Source organism: Gilliamella sp. B3783 (genome assembly GCF_026536125.1).
In the GTDB taxonomy this organism is placed as follows: domain Bacteria; phylum Pseudomonadota; class Gammaproteobacteria; order Enterobacterales; family Orbaceae; genus Gilliamella.
Genome location: NZ_JAFNOU010000010.1, coordinates 21,783 through 43,298, shown reverse-complemented (window position 1 = coordinate 43,298; position 21,516 = coordinate 21,783). Strand labels below are relative to the sequence as shown.

General features: G+C 35.7%; 13 protein-coding genes. 4 read left to right on the top strand and 9 right to left on the bottom strand.

Annotated features, from left to right (window positions below; all coding sequences use genetic code 11):
- Window positions 1-69: 69 nt before the first annotated feature.
- From cysB to matP, 3 genes are all read right to left on the bottom strand, one after another.
- Window positions 70-1,041, bottom strand: a complete 972-nt coding sequence (cysB, locus tag J3U59_RS10490) for an HTH-type transcriptional regulator CysB (RefSeq protein ID WP_267334217.1) — start codon at window positions 1,039-1,041, stop codon at window positions 70-72.
- Window positions 1,042-1,204: 163 nt separating this feature from the next.
- The gene (topA, locus tag J3U59_RS10485) at window positions 1,205-3,805 is read right to left on the bottom strand and encodes a type I DNA topoisomerase (RefSeq protein WP_267334216.1); all 2,601 of its coding nucleotides are present in this window, start codon (window positions 3,803-3,805) and stop codon (window positions 1,205-1,207) included.
- A gap of 30 nt (window positions 3,806-3,835) precedes the next feature.
- Window positions 3,836-4,300, bottom strand: a complete 465-nt coding sequence (gene matP, locus J3U59_RS10480; RefSeq protein WP_416379607.1) for a macrodomain Ter protein MatP — start codon at window positions 4,298-4,300, stop codon at window positions 3,836-3,838.
- Window positions 4,301-4,448: 148 nt separating this feature from the next.
- On the opposite strand from matP, the gene J3U59_RS10475 reads away from it, so the two are divergent.
- On the top strand, window positions 4,449-6,131 hold the full coding sequence (locus tag J3U59_RS10475; RefSeq protein WP_267334214.1) for an amidohydrolase: 1,683 nt from the start codon (window positions 4,449-4,451) through the stop codon (window positions 6,129-6,131).
- 66 nt (window positions 6,132-6,197) lie between these two features.
- On the opposite strand, the gene J3U59_RS10470 is transcribed toward J3U59_RS10475, so the two are convergent.
- Complete coding sequence (locus tag J3U59_RS10470; RefSeq protein ID WP_267334213.1) at window positions 6,198-7,607, bottom strand: PTS fructose transporter subunit IIC; 1,410 nt, start codon at window positions 7,605-7,607, stop codon at window positions 6,198-6,200.
- On the bottom strand, window positions 7,600-8,034 hold the full coding sequence (locus J3U59_RS10465; protein ID WP_267334212.1) for a PTS sugar transporter subunit IIA: 435 nt from the start codon (window positions 8,032-8,034) through the stop codon (window positions 7,600-7,602). Before J3U59_RS10465 ends, J3U59_RS10470 begins: the two co-directional genes overlap by 8 nt.
- A 364-nt stretch (window positions 8,035-8,398) precedes the next feature.
- Between J3U59_RS10465 and J3U59_RS10460 the strand changes: the two genes are divergently transcribed.
- Window positions 8,399-9,760, top strand: a complete 1,362-nt coding sequence (locus tag J3U59_RS10460) for an APC family permease (protein WP_267334211.1) — start codon at window positions 8,399-8,401, stop codon at window positions 9,758-9,760.
- 114 nt (window positions 9,761-9,874) lie between these two features.
- Here the strand turns inward: J3U59_RS10460 and J3U59_RS10455 are convergent, their stop codons facing one another.
- The 4 genes from J3U59_RS10455 to J3U59_RS10440 form a co-directional block, all read right to left on the bottom strand.
- Window positions 9,875-10,138 (bottom strand): HPr family phosphocarrier protein, encoded by a 264-nt coding sequence (locus tag J3U59_RS10455; protein WP_065634652.1) that lies wholly within the window; start codon window positions 10,136-10,138, stop codon window positions 9,875-9,877.
- Between the two features lie 557 nt (window positions 10,139-10,695).
- Window positions 10,696-14,970 carry an acyl-CoA dehydratase activase-related protein gene (locus J3U59_RS10450; protein WP_267334210.1) on the bottom strand — a complete coding sequence of 1,425 codons (4,275 nt, stop codon included), beginning with the start codon at window positions 14,968-14,970 and terminating at the stop codon, window positions 10,696-10,698.
- Window positions 14,971-15,262: 292 nt separating this feature from the next.
- On the bottom strand, window positions 15,263-15,982 hold the full coding sequence (locus tag J3U59_RS10445) for an epoxyqueuosine reductase QueH (protein ID WP_065634654.1): 720 nt from the start codon (window positions 15,980-15,982) through the stop codon (window positions 15,263-15,265).
- Window positions 15,983-16,147: 165 nt separating this feature from the next.
- Window positions 16,148-17,107: a phospholipase D-like domain-containing protein gene (locus J3U59_RS10440; RefSeq protein ID WP_267334209.1), complete on the bottom strand. Its 960-nt coding sequence runs from the start codon at window positions 17,105-17,107 to the stop codon at window positions 16,148-16,150.
- A gap of 367 nt (window positions 17,108-17,474) precedes the next feature.
- On the opposite strand from J3U59_RS10440, the gene J3U59_RS10435 reads away from it, so the two are divergent.
- Together J3U59_RS10435 and J3U59_RS10430 are read left to right on the top strand one after the other, a co-directional pair.
- The gene (locus J3U59_RS10435; RefSeq protein ID WP_267334208.1) at window positions 17,475-18,887 is read left to right on the top strand and encodes an EmmdR/YeeO family multidrug/toxin efflux MATE transporter; all 1,413 of its coding nucleotides are present in this window, start codon (window positions 17,475-17,477) and stop codon (window positions 18,885-18,887) included.
- Window positions 18,888-20,102: 1,215 nt separating this feature from the next.
- The gene (locus J3U59_RS10430) at window positions 20,103-21,488 is read left to right on the top strand and encodes a glycoside-pentoside-hexuronide (GPH):cation symporter (protein WP_416379606.1); all 1,386 of its coding nucleotides are present in this window, start codon (window positions 20,103-20,105) and stop codon (window positions 21,486-21,488) included.
- Window positions 21,489-21,516: the final 28 nt, after the last annotated feature.

Here is a 21,516-nt window from a genome sequence, read left to right as displayed (position 1 = left end):
AATGATTTCGCACTTTATTTGATTTGATTACTACGGACTTAAATAGATAGCGCTATTATTTCAATCTCATTAACGAATCGGTAATTTCACCCCATTGAACATAGTTTGAACATCAACGTTATTTTCGCACAAAATAAGGCGATCAACGGTTGATTTATTTAAATGTGGAGAAAATTGTCTTATAAAATCATACATGTAACTGCGCAAAAATAGTGAACGCGAAAATGCAATATACGTCGTACTATAAGGAAAGATATGCCCTGCACTCAGTACCACAAAATCATTATCCTCATTTTGACTCACTGCCATCTTTGCAACAATACCAACACCAACCCCCAATTTAACATAGGTTTTAATCAAATCGGCATCCGTTGTACTAAACACAATATTAGGTGATTGATTAGCCTTATTAAAAGCCTGATTCAAATCAGACCCATCATTCGAAAAATCATAACTAACTAATGGGTATTTAGATAACTCAGCAATCGAAATTAAACGACTTTTTGCTAAAGGATGATCTTTCATCACTATCACAGCCTGATTCCAGTGGTAACAAGGCAGTGCAATCATATCTTCACTTAATTGAGAGAGATCCGTCACAATAGCAAAATCGGCTTGTCCGGTTTGCGCTTGCAATAAACATTGTGGTGATGAACCCTGCTCCATATGTAAAGTAATATTGGGATATTGTTTCATGAACTGCTGAATGACAACCGGAAGTGTATAACGAGCTTGTGTATAAGTGGTGGTGATGGTCAAGGTACCTTGATTTGGCTGACTATACTCTTTGGCAACAATTTTAATATCATTGGATTTATTTAGAATTTCTCTTGCCAAAGTTATAATCTGTTCGCCAACATCAGTGACTTCGGAAAGATGCTTGCCAACGCGGGTAAAAATTTGCACACCAAGTTCATCTTCTAATAACTTAATCTGTTTACTAATACCAGGCTGTGAAGTATACAGCTTTTCTGATGTTAACGATACGTTAAGATCATTATTAACAACCTCAACTATATAACGCAGTTGTTGCAATTTCATGACAAAGGTTCCTTTCTTTTTATTCCCTTCACCTTTTCGATTAACAAAGAGGTAAAGGGACAAAATAACTCCTTTCACACTTTAGCACAAACGTAAACTCATTTTTATACTAAAACGCATGCATTACCTAAAACAACTTGGTAAACATATTAGGTTTTGTGACCTATTTTTTACTCTTTATCCATTGACCGTCAACGTATTGCATCACCCAACCTGTCGATTTTCCGTTAACTTCGGATGTGACATATTGCTGTTTGCTTTTACGACTAAAACGAACAATGGCAGGATTACCATCCGGATCTTTATTCGGTGCTTGCGTTAAATAGATAAACTTTTCGGGCAACCGATCTTTAAAACGTTGTAATTCTTCAATTAATGGTGCACGGGTTTCTCTTGATTTTGGAAAATTATGTGCAGCCAAAAAGATACCTGATGCGCCATCACGTAACACAAAATGAGCGTCAGATTTGCTACATTTAAGTTCAGGCAAATCGACTGGATCTTCTTTAGGGGGCGCAACATCACCATTTTTTAAAATTTTACGGGTATTTTTACAATCAGGATTAGTACAGCCCATATATAACCCAAAACGCCCTGATTTTAAATGCATCTCAGATCCACATTTTTCACATTCGATAATTGGACCTTCATAACTTTTTACTTTAAAGTGACCTTTTTCAACAACAAAGCCATCACAAATTGGGTTATTACCACAAATATGTAATTTACGTTCATTATCAAGTAAATAGCTATCCATTGCGGTATGACATTTTGGACAACGCTTACGGGCTCTTAATGCATCGGTTTCAGCGGTTTCCGACTCTTCTAAAATATTGAGAGTTTCGTGCTCTGGAATTAAATTAATCGTTTGTTTACAACGCTCTTTAGGCGGTAGTGCATAGCCTGAACACGCTAAAAATACGCCCGTTCCTGCTGTTTTAATGCCCATTTCGCGTCCACAATGAGGACACTTAATTTCAGGGGTGAGCACCAAAGGATTAAGTTGCATACCACCTTTATCGGGTGATTGCTCTGCCACTTCAAGATGTTTACTAAAATCACTAAAAAACTGATCGAGCACTTCTCGCCACTCTTGTTTTTTATTAGCAATCTGATCGAGTGCATCTTCCATACGCGCGGTAAAGTCATAACTCATGAGATCATTGAAGTTTTCATTTAAACGATCAGTAACAATTTCACCAATTTTTTCGGCATAAAAACGACGATTATCTAAACGCACATATCCACGATCTTGAATAGTTGAGATTATCGTTGCGTAAGTCGATGGGCGGCCTATTTCACGTTTCTCTAACTCTTTGACTAACGATGCTTCGTTATAACGTGCTGGTGGTTTAGTAAAATGCTGATTAGGATTAAGCGCAATCAAGCCCAACTTATCGTTAATTGATACAGCGGGTAAAATTTTATCATCATTATTTTTGGCCAATTGCGGTTGCACTTTAGTCCAACCATCAAAACGCAAGGTACGTCCTTTAGCTTTTAATAAGAAATCACCAGATTTAACAGTAATTGTTGTCGAGTTATATTCGGCTGAAGTCATTTGACAGGCAACAAATTGACGCCAAATCAATTGATAAAGTTTACACGCATCAGCTTCAACATCACTTATATTATCCGCCAGTAATTTAACGTCTGACGGGCGGATTGCTTCATGCGCCTCTTGAGAGTTCTTTTTGCTACTGTAAACATTTGGTGATTTAGGCAAATATTTATCACCAAAATTTTTACCAATATAATCACGTACCATGGCTAATGCATCTTGGCTCAAATTAGTCGAATCGGTACGCATATAGGTAATATAACCAGCTTCATAAAGACGCTGTGCAAGCATCATCGTTTTTTTGACGCCAAAACCTAAGCGCGTGCTCGCCGCTTGTTGCAAGGTCGAAGTAATAAATGGCGCAGTTGGATTGCTCTTAGTTGGCTTTTCTTCGATATTGGTCACTTGATATTGGCTGTTGTTTAATTCAGCTAGTGCAATATCAATGGCGACTTTATCTTTAGGTTCGAACGCTTCATCTTGATAATGAGTAACTTGTAAAGTGAGTTGCTCGTTATTCGCTGTACTTAAATCAGCAAAAAGATCCCAATACTCTTCAGGAATAAAGGCATGAATTTCGCGCTCGCGTTCTACCACAAGTCGAACGGCAACCGATTGAACACGACCTGCTGATAATCCTCTAGCAACTTTCTTCCAAAGTAAAGGTGATAGCATAAAACCAACAACGCGATCCATAAAGCGACGGGCTTGCTGGGCATTAACTCTATCCATATCAAGCATGGAAGGATGATTAAACGCATTTTTGATCGCTGTCTTGGTGATTTCATTAAATACCACACGACGATATTTGCTATCTTCACCGCCAATAACATCTTTCAGATGCCATGCTATTGCTTCCCCTTCTCTATCCAAGTCGGTTGCGAGGTAGATCATATCGGCATCTTTAGCGAGTTTTTTTAGTTCTGAAACAACCCTTTCTTTACCAGGTAAAATTTCGTAATGAGCTTTCCAACCGTTATACGGATCAACACTCATACGATCAACTAAAACCTGTTTTTCAGAACGTTTTACTTTTTTTTCGGCTTTATCTTTTGTGGTTTTTTCAACTCGATGGCTACTGCCACTTACTGGAAGATCGCGAATATGCCCTACGCTTGATTTAACCACAAAATCTTTGCCAAGATATTTATTTATTGTTTTTGCTTTGGCAGGTGATTCCACAATAACAAGGGATTTTCCCATAATTAAACCTATTTTATCCTGTAATTTACGTTATTTACTGTCTTGTTTCACATCAAGTAATGACAGTAAATCATCTTTTATTGTCGATACTTTCGTTGCATATTGCTCTTTTTGCTCAGCATCCTCAATAAGTTGTGTAATGGTCTGTGACAACGTGCAACCTCGGCGTTTTGCCAAATTAGCTAATCGTTGCCAAACTAAAAATTCCAAATCAATAGACTTTTTTCGTGTATTTTGTTGCTCAGCGTTAAAATGTCGTTTTCGTTTCGCACGAATGGTCTGCTTCATGCGATTATCTAAATCAGGGTTTAGATGCTGTTTTATCCATTGCACAACACCTATTGGATTATGTTCTAAAAGTAATAATTCATTTACGGCGTGCTGAGCTGCGCTCTTCTCGATATAACGAGTAATCAACTCGCCTTCTAAATGCCTTTTCACAAGATAGTGCCATTTCCATCCACATTCAAGGTTTTCGAGTTGTTGATATTTCATCTTTTCACCTTGTGACGCTGTAACTAAAGGTTGTAGTTGTAGCATAATCTCATCACACAATAAAGAAAATTATTGCATTTGACAAATTTTTTATAAATCTGCTATCGTTCACGTTTATTTAGAACTTGATTTAAGGAAATCACCAATAATGGCTAAAGCTGATGTTATTTATATTAATGGCTATATTTATACTGCAGACAAACAAGACAGTGTTTGTCAGGCTATTGCTATCGAAAATGGCTATATTATTGCAACGGGGAGCACGCAACAAATAAATAGCAGTCAGTATGTCGATAATAATACGACAGTTTACGATTTACAAGGAAAAACGATGATTCCCGGTCTTATAGATGCGCATTTGCATACTTTTTGGGGGGGAATGCAACTCTCTTCTTGTAATTTAAATTATCAAAGTTTAACCGTTGATCAAACTTTAGCTATTATTCAAAAATATTTAGATCAAGACTCAACCGATAATGATACCAATTGGTTACAAGTACGAGGATGGCTACGTCAAGAAGTGTTGCCAATAGGTACCGATATTACACGTTTCGACCTTGATAAACTTAATACCCAGCGCCCGGTAATTTTGTTTTCAAATGATTGCCATACACTCGTTGCCAATAGTCTGGCATTAGAAAAATTTGGTCTTAATAAAGATACGCCTGAACCATCAGATGGTAAGATTGGTCGAACTAATAATGGCGAACTTAATGGCATTTTAGAAGATGCACCGGCGATGCGTGCATTTGACAGCATATCTAAACTGACCGATCAGCAAGCGGTGAATATTGCAAAATTATCACAAGCAGAACTGAATAAACAAGGCGTAACGGCAGTGATGGATGCTCGCATTACTGAAACCATTGCTGATGCTTTTTTGACCCTTAAGCAACAAGACGCACTTTCAATACGCCTATTTGGTGCACATGAGTTACCACCCGATGATGTATCTTCAATAGATCAAATTCCGCTGTTATTGGACAAAGTTAAGCAATTTGCTCATCATTATGATGATAAAAACTGGCAACCTAAACCAGGTATAAAAATTTCGCATACTAAATTGTTTGTTGATGGTGTTATGCAAGCACCATTAATGACGGCACGGCTATTAAAACCTTATCAACTTGAACACGAAAAAGATCGTTACGGCGATCTTTACTATTCAACAGAAATGCTTGATGCGTTAATCCTTGAATCAGCAAAAGCAGGCTTTCACCCACATACGCATACAGTAGGAGAAGGTGCAATTGAAGTGGTACTCAATGCTATTGAAAAAATGCGAAAAGCATTGCCTGATGCGGATATAAGACCAAGTACGGCTCACAATGAGCTTAGTGCTGCGCATCAATTTGCACGCTATCAAAAATTAAAAGCTTGTGTGGTGTTTTCGTTCCAATGGGCTGGATGCAGCGCAACAATGGTTGAACAATATCATACGCTTTTTGGTCCAGAACGTTATAATGGATTAGAAGCACATGGCCAATATATTGATGCTGGTGTGAATTGTGCATTTGGTAGTGATTGGCCAATCGATCCCCTTAATGAATGGTACGATTTTCAAGTGGCAATGACCCGACAAATAGATACCGATCACCCTCGTTTAAACAGTGATCGAAATTTGACAGTAACAGAAGTGCTGCGTTGTGCAACCATAGGAGCCGCTTATATATTGAAACAAGAGCAATACATTGGTTCAATTGAAAAAGGCAAATTTGCCGATCTAATCATTTTAGATCGTAATCCATTTACCATACCGGCAACAGATATACAAAATGTTAAAGTATTAACCACGATCGTTGGTGGTAAAACGGTATATCAAGCATCGTAATTGTTCATTTAAAGAATCGAGTTATTTATCACGACGCCAACAAAACGGTAGCGTCGTGATAAACAGTTATTCAGCTTCGATTTCAATTGGCTCGGCACTTTCTACTGCTCTCTTTTTCGTAAAATGTAATATTGCGGCAATAATCAATGCACCAATAAACATGTCAATAATATACCACATTGCACCTTTTGTTACGCCACCCAAGGCAACCAGCCCACCAAACGCTACTAATGACTCAATACCATTAATCATGCCTAACATACCTGCCACTGCCGTACCGATAACAATAGCGATAATCACACGTTTTGGATCTTTAGCGGCAAATGGGATTGCACCTTCGGTTATACCGGCTAATGATAAAAAGAAAGCGGTAATGCCAAACTCTTTCTCTTCTTTAGTGTATTTAGAACGAGAAATAATCAATGATGAAATCGCTAAGCCTAATGGTGGAATTGCACAGCACATACGAAACACACCATTTGGTCCATAAACACCTTCTGCCATAGCTGCCAAAGTAAAGGCCGTTGCTGCTTTACTACATGGTCCCCCCATATCTAGTGCTGCAAGAATACCAATACCAATGCCTAAAAACGCTGCATTGACTTCTGACATGCCTTTTAACGTAGCAACCATTGCTTTCACAAACCAATCTAACGGGTAAGATAGTCCGTAAATATAAATGGGCGCCATCACCAATATCGTCACTGTTGGAATAATCATGACTGGCATTACTGATGCAATGACAGGATGGACTTTAACGGTTTTAAACCATTTTACAAAATAACCAATTAAAACACCGAAAATCATCGCACCAATAAAGCCTGTACTGACATGATTAACACCAATTGGGTTATTAACGACATAGCCCATAATAAACGCAGGCGCTAACGCCGCATTACCGCCAATAGAATAGGCCATATAAGCTGCAAGCACAGGTACCATCATAGCAAAACCATAAATTGCTACTTGCTGTAAATCAGCAAAAAACTGATTACTTGGCAAAATCGTATCGTTGGTTACATCACCTGTCATTAACACAATCGAAAAAAGAATTCCTGAAGCAATAATAACGGGTAAAAATTTGCTGATTCCGGTATTTAATGCACGAAATATTTCTTTACCAATACTGTCTTTTACTACTTTAGTTGACATTTGTTCGGCATTATTGAAAATGTTGACCGTATTTTTCACGGCTTCGCCTGTGCTTACTTTAATGACGTTTTTATACGATTCTAACCGCTCGGCATTTTCAATTGAAATATCAGTGGCTAATATAATCACATCTGCAGTTTTTAAATCATGTTCAGTTAATGGATTATCAATACCTGCTGCGCCTTGAGTTTCTACTTTACAATCCCATCCCCGTTTTTTTGCCTCATTTTCAATCTTTTGTTTAGCAATATAAGTGTGAGCCATACCAGCAGTACAGGCACAAATTGCAACAATCTTCTTTTTGTCAATCGCACTATTATTCATACAAACCTCGTACTTTATCTGCTAATGACTGGGTATCACTATTAAGTGAAGTTGCAATAAAATCATCATCCGCTAAATGAGTTGCTAATTTAGCAATAATCGCTAAATGCGCCTTGTTGGCATGTTCTGGCGCACCAATCATAATCACCAACTTCACTTGTTTACCGTTATTCCAAATGATGCCATCAAGATATTTTCCCACCACAATAAATGGCGTTTTTACTGCGCTACTTTTTGCATGAGGCAAAGCAACATCGGGTAACACATCGGTTTCCATCTCTTGCTCATGAGCCATCACATCATCAAAAAAAGTTTTTATATTGGTTAAATAGTTTTGACTGGCATTGGACATTAAATGAATAACCGATGATTTTTGATTAACGATATCACTGGTAAGCTCAACCGATAAAACAGGTATTGACTGCATATACCGCTCCTTTTTAATTAAATATAGATATTTAAACTTACTGATTTTTATGATCTCTGTTTATTAAATATACAATGAATTATTTTCGGTGACACTAATTTTGTCTTATCAAGAGTTAGAGCAAGATCACAAATATGCACAATTCAATTTTACGTTTTAACGAGCAATTCCAGTGTAAACAGCTTAAAAATAATGACTAATGTGTGTTAAAGTCTATAAATCGCTCGCTTTAGTACCTTTTTACTAAAAATTAGCTTGCATAATTATCATAATGTGGCAGAATTCCTTGCCGCTTTAAGCGGGTAAAAAGGCAAAACTATACTTAGTAGTTTTTTATTGTTTTTTGGGACAGAGGAGCAAAGTCATGTCCGCAATAAAAATGAAACGAGTTTTAACCACACCTGCATTGATTGCATTTGGTTTAGCTTATATGGTTCCTTTGGGGATCTTTACCACTTATGGGGAAGTCACTGTTGATAGTAATGGTCACTTACCTATAGCCTATATCATCACCTTAGCCATGATCTTTTTTACAGCATTGAGTTATTGTCGAATGGCAAATAAACTGCCGATTGCTGGATCTGCCTACTCGTATGTACAACATACTTTTGGTGGAAAAGTTGGATTTTTGGTAGGTTGGGCACAAATCCTTGATTATCTATTTTTACCAATATTGAATTATTTAGTTTTAGGTATCTACCTCAATGAAGCATTTCCAAGCATTCCTGCTTATGTTTTTGTATTGGGTTCATTAATCAGTGTAAGCTTTTTAAATTATTTAGGGATTAAACTGATTAACTCTGTAAACTTTACATTGATTATTGTACAAATGATTTTTATAGGGTTATTTATCTTTTTAACTTTAACTAATGTTAATTTAACCCCTGAGGCAATGATGAAACCTCTGCAAGTTAATGCAGGAGATTTTAGTGGCTTAATGTCTGGAGCGGCAATATTATGTCTTGCCTTTTTAGGTTTTGATGCCATAGCGACTTTAGCCGAAGAATCTAACGATGCACAAAAATCATTACCAAGAGCAATTATCTGGACAGTTCTAATTGCTGGCTGTATTTTTCTAGTCGTATCGTATTGTGCTCATCTGGCATATCCTATGTGGACAGATTTTGTAGATAATAAAGATACAGCCAGTTTAGTGGTCGTTCGTCGAGTGGGTGATATAAGCCAATTAGGCGGTAATTTTATGTATAACTTCTTCCAAGCCGCATACTTAACTGGTGTTTTTGCATCAGCCATGACAGCGCAAACCAGTGTATCAAGAATTTTTTATGCTATGGGACGTGAAGGTGTTTTGCCTAAAAAAATCTTTTATAAAATTCACCCTCGTTATAGAACACCTTATTTATCGATTATTTTTGTCGCCTGTTTTTCATTGTTAGCGCTGGTATTAGATCTTAGTTTAGTGGTGTCGATGATAAGCTTTGGCGCATTAGTGGCTTTTACTTTTGTCAATTTATGCGTGATTAAAAGTTACTTAGGTGATTCAAAAGCGAAAACAGCATTACTGCTATTTAAATATGGATTATTGCCTGCGATTGGTGTTTTACTTTCACTATGGCTATGGACCAGCCTTGATGCAACGGCGATGATTGTTGGTTTAGTTTGGTTAGCAATTGGATTTTTCTATCTACTTTATCTAACTAAAGGCTTTACTGCTTTATTGCCATCGATTGATCATCATGAATTAAATTCAATCATCAAAGATTAAGTTCTTATAAATTGGTCTACTTTAAAGTATCTAGTTACTGCCCTTTTAAAACAACTCCGTCGACCTAAGTCGACGGAATAATAATCTTGTAAGCGTGGCTATTTGTTTAACCGATTACTCACCAAAACCACTAGCAAATAATTCGCGAATTTCATCCATTGCGGCTTGTTCGTCTTCACCATCACAAATAATTTCAACAGTTGAACCACCTTTAACACCAGCACCAAGTAATCCCATCATGCTTTTTAATTTGATTGCTTTGTCATTATAAACAAGTTCAATTGATGATTTGTAACGACCTGCTAATTTAACAAGTGTGGTAACAGGGCGAGCATGAAGACCAGTTGAATTTTTTACTACCATTTGTTCTTTTAACATACTAAAGTCCTTATTTATATCTTTACGTTAATACAATGAATGGTATTTATATCATAAATTGAGTTATTTTGCTCTTTTTTTGCATACAAATTTCGATAAAAAAATTAAAAAATTAACTACACGATGATCGGCTGAAATTTACATTAATTATATAGCGAAATTGTACGCTTATCTGTGTTTTAGTATTTTGTTAAATTTAATTCACCCAAAAAAGAGAAACGAATAGACTCTGTAATATATCGATTATAATTGTATTTTTGCTAGAATTTTAAATATCAACATATATGATCAATCCTTTTTCAGCTCCTTAAATAAAGCTATACAAATAATTGTATTGAAGCTATTTGTTCATTTTTACGCGATAATTGAAATTAACACAATTAAAATTAACATGTTATCTAAATAAAGGACGTTACAATAATTAGGTATGATTTCATCATAGATAGAGGCGAATAACGATTTTGAATAGAATAAAACTAAAGTGTTTCTGGTTTTGAATGCTTAATAAGGGCTTTATTTAATATTAAAAGCCCTTAATAACAATTTATTTATATCTGTTAAACAATTCGTTGCAATTGGGTATACTTTAACGAACTGACCATAAAATGCAAACGATTGAGTACATTGACTTCACCAGCACCGTCGTCAAAATCTAAATAGAGCAAATTAAGTTTAGGGTTAAGATCACGCATCCGTTTTTCTACCCCTTTTGATACTACATGATTAGCAATACAACCAAATGGTTGAAAGCTAATGACATTATTAATACCATATTCAGCAAAGGTCATAATACCGGCTGGAATCAACCAACCTTCGCCAAATTGATTGGCTAAATTAAGAATTTGCTCGGCTTTTTTAGCGATATCACGGATATTATGAAACGGTTGATAATATTTAAAATGCGATAAAATCTGATTAGTTTTATTGATATAGCGTTGGGCCACTTTTTCAAAAAAGAACAGTAATGACGATAGATAACTTTTTGGTAAAAGATGATTATCAATATTACTGTCATAATTGACAAACACTTGAGCAAAAAATTCAATCATGGGTGGAATTACTGGCTCAATTCCCTGATCGACTAACCATTCGACACTATGCTGATTGCCAAAGCTGTTATATTTTACATAGATTTCACCAACAATCCCTATTTGTGGGCAATCTTTATTGACGGTTTCAACCTGATTAAAATGCTCAACAGCTTGCGCCAATAACGCATAAATCGCTCTATGCCCTTTCTGCTCATTAAGTAGCTGCTGTAGCTTTCTAATGTACAGCTCTTTAAGTTGATTAGCCTGTTGTTTCACTTTGGCTCTAGGTGCCACCGCGTAATACATTTTCGATAATGAATCAGCAAATAACATAGCAAAAAAGGTGGTTGGCAGAGTTTTAAGCCAATTAATTTTAAAGCCAGGTTGTTCACTTGCATTCATATTATCGGTACTAAGTGACACAATCGGCACATCTTCAAAACCATTACTAATCATGGCTTTTTTGATTAACGACAGATAACTGCTCGCACGGCATTGCCCACCGGTTTGCGTGATACCAATTGCCACTTCATCACGATTATATTTACCCGATCGTAACGCTTTAATCACATCGCCAACAATAATCGTTGCTGGGTAGCAAATTTCGTTATTACAGTACTTTAATCCCCACTCAACCGAGCTTTTATCTGGTTTTGGTAACGTTTCTAGCTTATAACCTGATAATGCAAAAATCGGCGGTAATAACGGTGAATAAAAATCAGAAATAAATGGCGCTAAAATAGTACGACGCTGTTTATCCTTTTTACTGAAAACTGCCGTTTTTTTACGTTCCACCATTTTCAATGGTTGATGTTGATTCATACGAATTGATTCGATAATCGATCGTAAGCGTAAACGGACAGAACCCGTTGCGGTGATCTCATCTACACGAATGATCGTACAAGTTTTACCCTTAGATTCTAAGATTGCTTTACACTCATCAGTGACAATCGCATCAGGCCCACAACCAAATGAATTGAGCTGTACAAATTGAATATTATTCGGTTGCTGTGCAACAAATGAAGCGGCAGCATATAAACGATTTGGATAGCTCCATTGTGAACAAATTTGCAGTTCTGGCGATAATTGATGAATGGCACCTAATACCGAATCTTCGGTAATAACATCACAGCCTAGCGCATTTAAAATTTCGGGCGTTTTGTGATTAATTAAACTATCACTATGATATGGCCGTCCAGCTAAAATAAATACATAGCGCCCAGTTTGTTTGGCATTATTAAGTACTTCAACCGCTTTACTGTATAAATCATGTTTAAACTCAGCTTGTGCAATTAATGCAGCTTCAAACGCTTTGTCGGCAACTTTTTTGTCGATACCTAACGAAGTTAAATAATTGATACAGCCTTTTTTAAGTAACTTACTATTGGTAAAGTTAATAACGGGATAATCTAATGGAATGCGAAATTTTTCTTCGGGATTGATCGCACTGTGGATCACTTCAGCATAACTGCTGACAATTGGACAATTATAGCTATTAACCGCATTGTCAAACTGAGCTGATTCAAACACAACCATCGGCATAAAAATACGATCGACCTTCTGTTCAATCAACTCCATGATATGACCGTGCACTAATTTTGCCGGAAAGCAAATGCTATCAGACATTACCGTTCCAGCCCCTTTTTCATAAATACTTTGTGTTGAAAAAGGTGAAAGTGTCACGTTTATACCACTTTGAGTCAATAACGTGTGCCAAAAAGGGAAGTTTTCATATTGCCCTAATACACGAGGAATACCAATATTAATTTTAGCTTCGGCATTAACCACATTAGTTCGTTTAAATAGCAGATCATTTTTATAATCAAACATATTAAACGAGCTGTTATCGCGATATTGATTATTACTTAAAAAACGTTCACATTTATTACCCGAATAGTAACGTTGACCGTTGGCAAATCGGTAGATGATAATATCGCATTTATTTTCACAACCTTTGCAGCGAGACGGTTTAGCTTTATTGTCTTTTGCTTTGTGAAGATTATCTAAACCAATAAATTGCGAAGCTGTAGGGTGCGCTAAATAATGGTTTTTAGCGACCAACGCTGCGCCATAAGCTCCCATTAACTCAGGAATATTAGAACTGGTAATTTGCGCACCGGTTAACTGTTCTAACGCACGAAATACCGCAGGATTTTTAAAAGTACCGCCCTGCACCACGATATGATCGCCCAGTTTACGTATATCATGCAGTTTCAGCACTTTATGAATGGCATTTTTAATCACAGAAAACGCCAGTCCTGCCGAAATATCACCCATGGTGGCATTTTCACGCAATGCCTGCTTCACTTTAGAATTCATAAAAACAGTACAGCGTGTACCTAAATCACATGGATTAGAAGATTGACACGCGGCATCAGCAAAATCAATAGTATTAGAGTTAAGTGATTTGGCAAAAGTCTCAATAAACGATCCACAACCCGATGAACAAGCTTCGTTTAATTCGATATGATTAACCACACCATTAGCAATAAAAATGGCTTTCATATCTTGGCCGCCAATATCCATCACAAAACTGACATCAGGATCGATATGTTTAGCTGCGGCAAAATGCGCCATGGTTTCGACCAAACCGTCATCAATAGCAAAAGCGGCTTTTAATAGTTCTTCACCATAACCTGTCACACCGGTGCGAGCAATAATAATCTCCTTACCTGATGCAGTAATTTCATCGTTTAATTTAGTTAAGCCATGAATTAAGGCGCTAATCGACTGACCATTGTTGGGTGCATAATGCGTAAACAACAGCTCATTATCTTCACTAACAAGCGTAATTTTGGTGGTAGTAGAGCCACTGTCAATGCCTAAAAAAGCATTCTGTTTTTGATAATCTGCTAAATTGCATCTAGCAATTTCGATATATTTGCGCTTCTTTTTCCAATTATCAAATGACAACGACTCATTAAACAACGGTTTTAATCTAAATGATTCATTAACTTTAATTTGAGTAGAAGCATTTAATCGTGCAATAAAATCTGTCAACGAAAGCTCGGTTCGCTCAATAATGTGAATTGCAGCACCCCAAGCGGACAGTAAGGTCGGATGTTCGGTGGTAACAACCTGATCATCTGTTAATTTTAGCGTATTTAGTGCGGCTTTACCTAATGTTGGGATAAATGAGAAAGGCCCACCAATTAACATCACTTTTGGCACAATATCATAGCCACGAGCCAAGGTGTTGACTAGCTGAATACATACGGCATGTAAAACTGAATAAGCGATATTTTCTTTCGAGACATTGCGGCTAATTAAATTTTGGACATCGGTTTTGGCAAAAACACCACAACGAGAAGCGATAGGAAAAATTTGGTCATGATTTTGAGCAAGCGCATCAAACTGCTGAACGGGAGTATTAAGCAAAGTTGCCATCTGATCGATAAATGCGCCGGTTCCCCCTGCACAGCTACCATTCATTCGAATATCGGGTGGTCGATCGGGAAAAAAGAAGATCATTTTACTATCTTCACCACCAATATCTATCAACGTCCGTACTTCAGGATATTTGCGTTGTACCACTTCCGATGCTGCAACCACCTCTTGAATAAAGGCGATATCGGCTTTTTCGGAAATGCCCATTCCGGCAGAACCCGTCACTTTTACAGACAAGCGTATATCATCACTAAGCTTCTGTTTAATTTCACTGAGCAATTGAAGTACTGTTGCCACAATATGCGTATTATGGCGTACATAATTAGTATAAACAAAATTGTCATGTTCATCTAACACAACGCATTTTGCTGTAGTGGAACCCACATCCAATCCGAGCCTATATATTTTTGACATAATAAACTCACATTTTATTAATTTAGATTTAATTTATTACAAAATTGGTAATAAATCTCAAATTATTAATTTTATTTTTATATAAATCATTATAACCAAATCTTAGTTCTTTTTAATAGGGATGGATAAAAAATCCCCTAAAACAAAAGCGATACACAATAATAATTTATCTTAAGAAGGCGTGATGTGATTTGTAATTCTGTCTAAAACTAACTGGAATCTGACCTATATCATACAAATACAGGTCATAACAATTATAAAATAATCAGTAATCTAATGAGTTTGCAACGGCTTAAAGTGCTTTTTCTAAACCTTGTTTAGCAATGGTAATCACATTTTTTAGATCGACACCTTGAGCTTTAGCAGCAAAAATACAGCCACAATAACATTGACGATAAACATCGTATTCTTTGCATAACTCAATAGAGCGTTTATAGCCATTGTTCTTTTTAAAATCAGAAGGGAGATAATTAACAGAAAAGATCTCTTGGATCTCAAATCCTAATTCATTAATTTTTTGACTGTTCTTTTTAGGGCTGAGCGTCAATGCACTTGCAAAATAGTCAAATCCTAACTCTTGCGCTTTAATTGCCGCCAAATCTAAACGCATTTTATAACAAATATGGCAACGCTCACCGCCTTCGGGGGCATCGCGCAAATGACCAACTTGCTTAATAAACTCTGCTGGCTGATAAGGTGCTTCTAAAAATTGTACGTTATTTCCGGTCTTTTGATTAAAATCAGCAATAAATTTTTGTTGCACCACACTTCGATACTCATATTCAACGCGTGGATGAATATTAGAATTCGCAAAATAGATAGTAATATCGGCATATTGTGCTAAATACTCCAATACATAAGTACTACAAGGTGCACAACAGCTGTGAATCAATAATTTAGGACGAACCGCACCCGACTGCCAATCGGCAATGACTTCTTTTAAAACGGAATCATAATTAACTTTATTATGTGGGTTTAATTTATCAAGAATTGTTTTCGCATTAATTAACATGAGGGCTCATTTATTTATTATTTTGATGATAGTAGTCATTATTGGTCGCTATAATATAGCGTTAAAGATTTACGTCAAGATAAACGCGCCAATTTTTATACTGAAACACATATATTCCCTTAAACTTTCCGGCAAGTTTATTACCTAAAGTGAGTTCAATATTTGTTAACTATTTTCGCATAGTGCTAAAAGATCTTCATAAGTTAACTTATGCTTATTGCTGTTACACCAGCTTGCCGCTTGCTTTGCCATTGCAGCTTTAAGTGACCGACTTAATTTAAATGGACGAATGACCTTTTTTGAAAAATTAAAAAGAAACACATATTGTTGTGATTGGCTAGGATAGATGCCTAGACAATAAAAAAACGCAATCTCTTTACCTTGGTTATTCATACATAAAATTAGCTGATCTACGCTAAAATCCTTTTCATATTTTTTTTCAACCAGTAAGCAATCGCGATTCATATCAAATTTTATAGTTGGATGCTTTCTGGCGACGACTTCTTCAGCCACTTGTTCATCCTCATCGCTTAAATACGAATCCCAAACCAAAAGTCCTAATTCAATCATAGGATTTATTGCTAAATAATTGGCTAAAGTTGGAATAGATGCTTTTGTAATACGTTGATGTAGGGTTTTATAATTCTGTAAATATCGATCAAATTTTTGATCACTAGATTTTACCACTTCTGGTAATTGTTTGAGTTGTTCGATATCAGCTAAATAATCTGCATACAGTTTTTTGTTTTGTATCATTACACATGTGTCACGATTAAGGCCGATACCTATGTTAGTAAAATTTGCACTACCAATAATCACCTTTTCTGTCTCTACTTCAGACTGAATCAAATAGAGTTTCCAATGGACACTTTGGTTATAGCGAAAATCGACATAAAAACTGAATTTATCACAATCTTGCGCTTTTTGCTGGCAAAACTTAATAAAATCTGGCGAGTTAAAAGCATTAATGGTGCTGATAATCAGTTCCAACTTAATACTATTATCTTCTAATAATTGTTCTACTATCATTTCGGTATGACTGGCAAAAGCAGAAACAATGCTGATTTTTTTATTGCCCTTTTTCAATAACGCATTCTCTAAATCATCATTATGAAGAATTTTCATACTTTTCCTTATCTTTTTTTCGACTTAACACGCTTTACCCTAAAACTAGCAAGACTACCAAACTTTAACTGGCAATGAGCTAGAAATAAATCGGTAACTGTTATCAGTAATAGTAAACACTGATTAACAGCTACACTCTGTGTTATTACCTCACCAGTCATCAAAATAGCATAAAAGATGAAAAAAATAACATATTTAAACTATAGCGTTCTTAATCCAAACTTATATTTAATTCTTTTTAGCATCAACAAATATATTAAAGGTTAGTTTTATAATATGTTATTTTTTAAAACACACATTCATTTTTGTTCAATAAAGGAGTTATAATTATCACAATAATTTTCAGTTATAAGATTTAGGCTTCCAATTGAATGTTCAACTCATTAACCGTTTAAAAAATCTGCAATTATATAAAAAAAGACATTCAAATAGTGTGCTACTATGGCGTGAAATTTATCCATTAGCTATGCCAATCTTTATAGAAAATCTTTCAGTGATATTGATGGGTATTTTTAGTACCTTTTTAGTTAGCTGGATAGGTAAAGCGCAAATGGCGGCTGTCGGTTTAGCTGAAAGCTTTAATATGATTATCATGTCATTTTTTATGGCAGTAGCATTAGGAACCTCTGTAGTCGTTGCGTTTAGCTTAGGTCGTCATAATCGTAAAAAAGCGGTTTTTGCTGCCAGACAATCCATTACCCTATTAGTATTAGTATCCGTACTATTATTTGGATTTGTCGAATTCTCGGGCTATTGGATTGTTGATATCATTGCTGGAAAAGCCGATCCCGAAGTTAAAAATTTAACCTTAACATTTCTACGATTAACAGTATTAGGCTACCCTGCATTAGCGTTTATTTTGGTGGGATGTGGTGCATTAAGAGGCGCAGGCAATACCAAACTGCCCATGTACCTAAACATCATTATGAATATTTTAAATATCTCGATTAGTTATGTACTTATCTATGGAATTGGCAGTTGGCAAGGTTTTGGCTTTATTGGTGCAGGTATTGGTTTAACAACATCGCGTTATTGTGGCATGTTTTTTATCTTATTAGTCTTGACGATAAAACCTAGTCGTGCGCTTTTTATTCCATTGAGAAGTTACTTTCATTCATTTAATGCTAGAATTTTGGTTGATATTCTTAGCATCGGTATTCCAGCTAGTGTTGAATCAGTGATGTTTAATGTTGGCAAATTACTGACGCAAACGTTTGTTGCCGGTATGGGCACGTCAACGATTGCAGCAAATTTTATCGCTTTTTCCATTGCAGGACTGCTTAATTTACCGGGTGGAACTTTAGGTGCAACCTCAACCATTATAGTTGGAAAACGCCTTGGTATGGGGCAAATCTACCAACCAACCAGACAACTAAAATTTATTTTTCAATTTACCAATATATTGCTCTGTTTGATTGCATTTGTGACAATGCCCTTTGCTGGCCTACTCAGTTCACTTTATACCAATGATCCTGAAGTTATCGAAATATCAAAACATTTACTGTGGTTAAATGCTCTATTTACACCATTTTGGGCTTCGTCTTTTGTGTTACCTTATGGGTTTAAAGGTGCCAAGGATGCCAGTTATACTATGTGGGTGGCAATCGGTAGTATGTGGATGTGCCGAATTGTCGTTGGTTATCTATTTGGTGTTTATCTTGGCTTTGGTGTAATTGGCGTGTGGTTTGGAATGTTTCTTGATTGGATCATTAGAAGTATATTCTTCTACTACCGCTTAGTCAGTGGTAAATGGCTATGGCGACATCAAGAACACAATTAACTATAAGTTTTCTCATTGAGCTATTTTAATTGTTCATGATAACGAGTGGTTTAATTAGGATTTAACCATCGACTATACAATTATTAGCTAAAGGTGTTTAAATTTTATTATCAAAAATTTATTATTTACCACTAGTAAAAACCAATTTGAAGGTAGCATAAGTTATCGTTTTAAATAAATCACTATTTAATTAAATAACTTTTTTCATCAAGCGTATTGTTACTATATTAGTATCATCATGTTAATAACAATCTAAATCTAATATCGTTTTGGACTTTGCGTGAGTAACAAGTTGATCAGGACTCCACCAAATTTATATACTCAAATTATAAAAATCCAACAAAATATCATTAGTAACGCAGCACAATGAATACCCCTATTTTTTGTGAATAATATCCGAAGTATGGTATGGCAGACATCGATTAACGTTGAGTTATCATATCAATATCAAATTGTGTTTATATCTTGGTATCATTTCGACTATCTGTACATTACCAAGAGTTTCAAAATTAACAACACCATAAAACTCTAAAAAAATTCTAGTATTTCATTACCAATCAAATGTTGATATTAAAATCTTGCTACTGTTAGCGAAATAAATTGAATAAAACTTTTAAGTAATAAAAAATAAATTAATTACCGACTGTATTTATTGGCTTGTAAATAAGCATGTCGAAAACAACTATTTTATACACGGCGATGAAACAACTGAAAACATATTGTCTGGCATAAGCAAGAAATGGGCAAAAATTTTTGGTTGTTTGTTAATTTGAAAGTAATTTACCCAAACCATTGAATTGGTTAACTTTAAATCACAAGGCATCGTTACAGCTAAACTTTTCTACATTAATATAATGCCCCAAAATTGTAATAGCATAAATTTATAATAATTAACTTTTGTAATAATTCATTTTCAAGGATTGATAGCGTTAAAAAAGTGCGATTATTCCTTTGATTACCAAATTGTTTATTAGATGACTTTCCATAGATTTACTTTTTATCATTGGTTAGATAATTAAATATCACAATAAAATTTGTGATATTTATCACATTAACCATATATCGTAATTTCAGTACGCAAAATCATAATATTGTTTTGATAATGAATTTTATACACTCAATCCATCGTTGTTTATTTTCAATAATTCGAAATAGAAACAAATATGCTTAAAAACTGTTTAGAAAACAGTGTGTTTATATAATTATAAGGAGATGATGATGGATAATAAAAGATTATCAGTCATGGAAAAAATAGGCTTTGGAATGGGTGATGCAGCATGTGGAATTGTTTATTCATCAGTCACCATGTTTTTGACCTACTTTTATACCGATATTTATGGACTATCAGCTGCCGCAGTCGGAATCATGTTTTTAGCAACACGAATTTTTGATGCCATTATCGATCCTATTACCGGTATGGTAGCCGATAGAACTAAAACTCGCTGGGGAAGATTTCGACCTTGGTTGATTTGGTTTGCCATTCCCTATGCTGTGCTTGCAGTCATGACCTATACTACACCTGATTTTGGTTACTCTGGTAAACTCTTATATGCCTACATTACTTATGCGTTGTTGATGCTATGCTATACCTTTATTAACATCCCTTATTGTGCACTAGGAGGGGTCATTACGCGTGATGAAAAAGATCGTCTTTCTGCACAATCATTTCGTTTTACCATCTCATCAGCAGCTGGACTAATGGTGTCAATCGGTACTCTATTTTTGGTGGATTGGTTTGGTAAAGAGAATAAACAACTCGGCTTTCAAATGACAATGGCAGTAATGGGCATTATTGCTATTGCGATGTTAGTGTTTTGTTTTGCAACCACTAAAGAACGCGTAACACCCATTGAAGATAAAAATGTCAGCATAAAAAAAGATTTAAAATGTCTGCTAGCTAATGATCAGTGGTGCATTGTTGCTATTATTACGTTTTTTTCTAGCATGGCTGGGGTGATGCGTAGCTCAGCAACACTCTATTATGCAACTTATTTAATGATGGGCGGTATTAGCTCGGCAGCGGGAACAGCAATGAAATCAGCTTTTGTGTCAACCTCAGTAATTGGCACTATTTTAGGTGCAATGGCTGCTGGATATTTTGCTAAACGTTTTACCGCGATTCAATTATTTAAAAATATTAATTTAATTTTGTTTGCCATTGGCGTCATTATGTTTTTTATTCCACCAGTTTGGTTAGCTGTGGTATTCCCTCTTTATTTTTTAATCGGCTTTTTCCATTCAATGTATCAACCCTTCAAATGGAATATGATGGCAAATGCGGCCGATTATGGTGAATGGAAATTTGGTCGACGCGCAACAGGCTTGTCTTTTTCTGGAAACTTATTTGCACTTAAATTGGGTATGGCAATAGCGGGCGCATTGGTTGGTATTTGCTTAGGCTTATTAGGTTATCAAGCTGGTGTGGATGTGCAAACGCCACTTGCAACGATGGGCATTATTGGGCTGTTAACTATAGGACCTGCGTTTTCATATTTGTTACTTTGGTGGCTTATGCGTTTTTATAAATTAGATGACAAAATGATGGAAAAAATTCAACAAGATTTACTTGCCAAACAAAAAAATATTGAAAACAATAACTAGGATAAAAGTTACGTTAATAACGTAATGT

What these genes read in the sequence shown, in the direction of transcription:
- J3U59_RS10455 (WP_065634652.1), bottom strand. Translation starts at nt 10,138, where the DNA reads ATGTTAAAAGAACAAATGGTAGTAAAAAATTCAACTGGTCTTCATGCT.
- matP (WP_416379607.1), bottom strand. Translation starts at nt 4,300, where the DNA reads ATGAAATATCAACAACTCGAAAACCTTGAATGTGGATGGAAATGGCAC.
- J3U59_RS10440 (WP_267334209.1), bottom strand. Translation starts at nt 17,107, where the DNA reads ATGAAAATTCTTCATAATGATGATTTAGAGAATGCGTTATTGAAAAAG.
- J3U59_RS10430 (WP_416379606.1), top strand. Translation starts at nt 20,103, where the DNA reads ATGATGGATAATAAAAGATTATCAGTCATGGAAAAAATAGGCTTTGGA.
- J3U59_RS10465 (WP_267334212.1), bottom strand. Translation starts at nt 8,034, where the DNA reads ATGCAGTCAATACCTGTTTTATCGGTTGAGCTTACCAGTGATATCGTT.
- J3U59_RS10460 (WP_267334211.1), top strand. Translation starts at nt 8,399, where the DNA reads ATGTCCGCAATAAAAATGAAACGAGTTTTAACCACACCTGCATTGATT.
- J3U59_RS10450 (WP_267334210.1), bottom strand. Translation starts at nt 14,970, where the DNA reads ATGTCAAAAATATATAGGCTCGGATTGGATGTGGGTTCCACTACAGCA.
- J3U59_RS10475 (WP_267334214.1), top strand. Translation starts at nt 4,449, where the DNA reads ATGGCTAAAGCTGATGTTATTTATATTAATGGCTATATTTATACTGCA.
- J3U59_RS10470 (WP_267334213.1), bottom strand. Translation starts at nt 7,607, where the DNA reads ATGAATAATAGTGCGATTGACAAAAAGAAGATTGTTGCAATTTGTGCC.
- cysB (WP_267334217.1), bottom strand. Translation starts at nt 1,041, where the DNA reads ATGAAATTGCAACAACTGCGTTATATAGTTGAGGTTGTTAATAATGAT.
- J3U59_RS10445 (WP_065634654.1), bottom strand. Translation starts at nt 15,982, where the DNA reads ATGTTAATTAATGCGAAAACAATTCTTGATAAATTAAACCCACATAAT.
- topA (WP_267334216.1), bottom strand. Translation starts at nt 3,805, where the DNA reads ATGGGAAAATCCCTTGTTATTGTGGAATCACCTGCCAAAGCAAAAACA.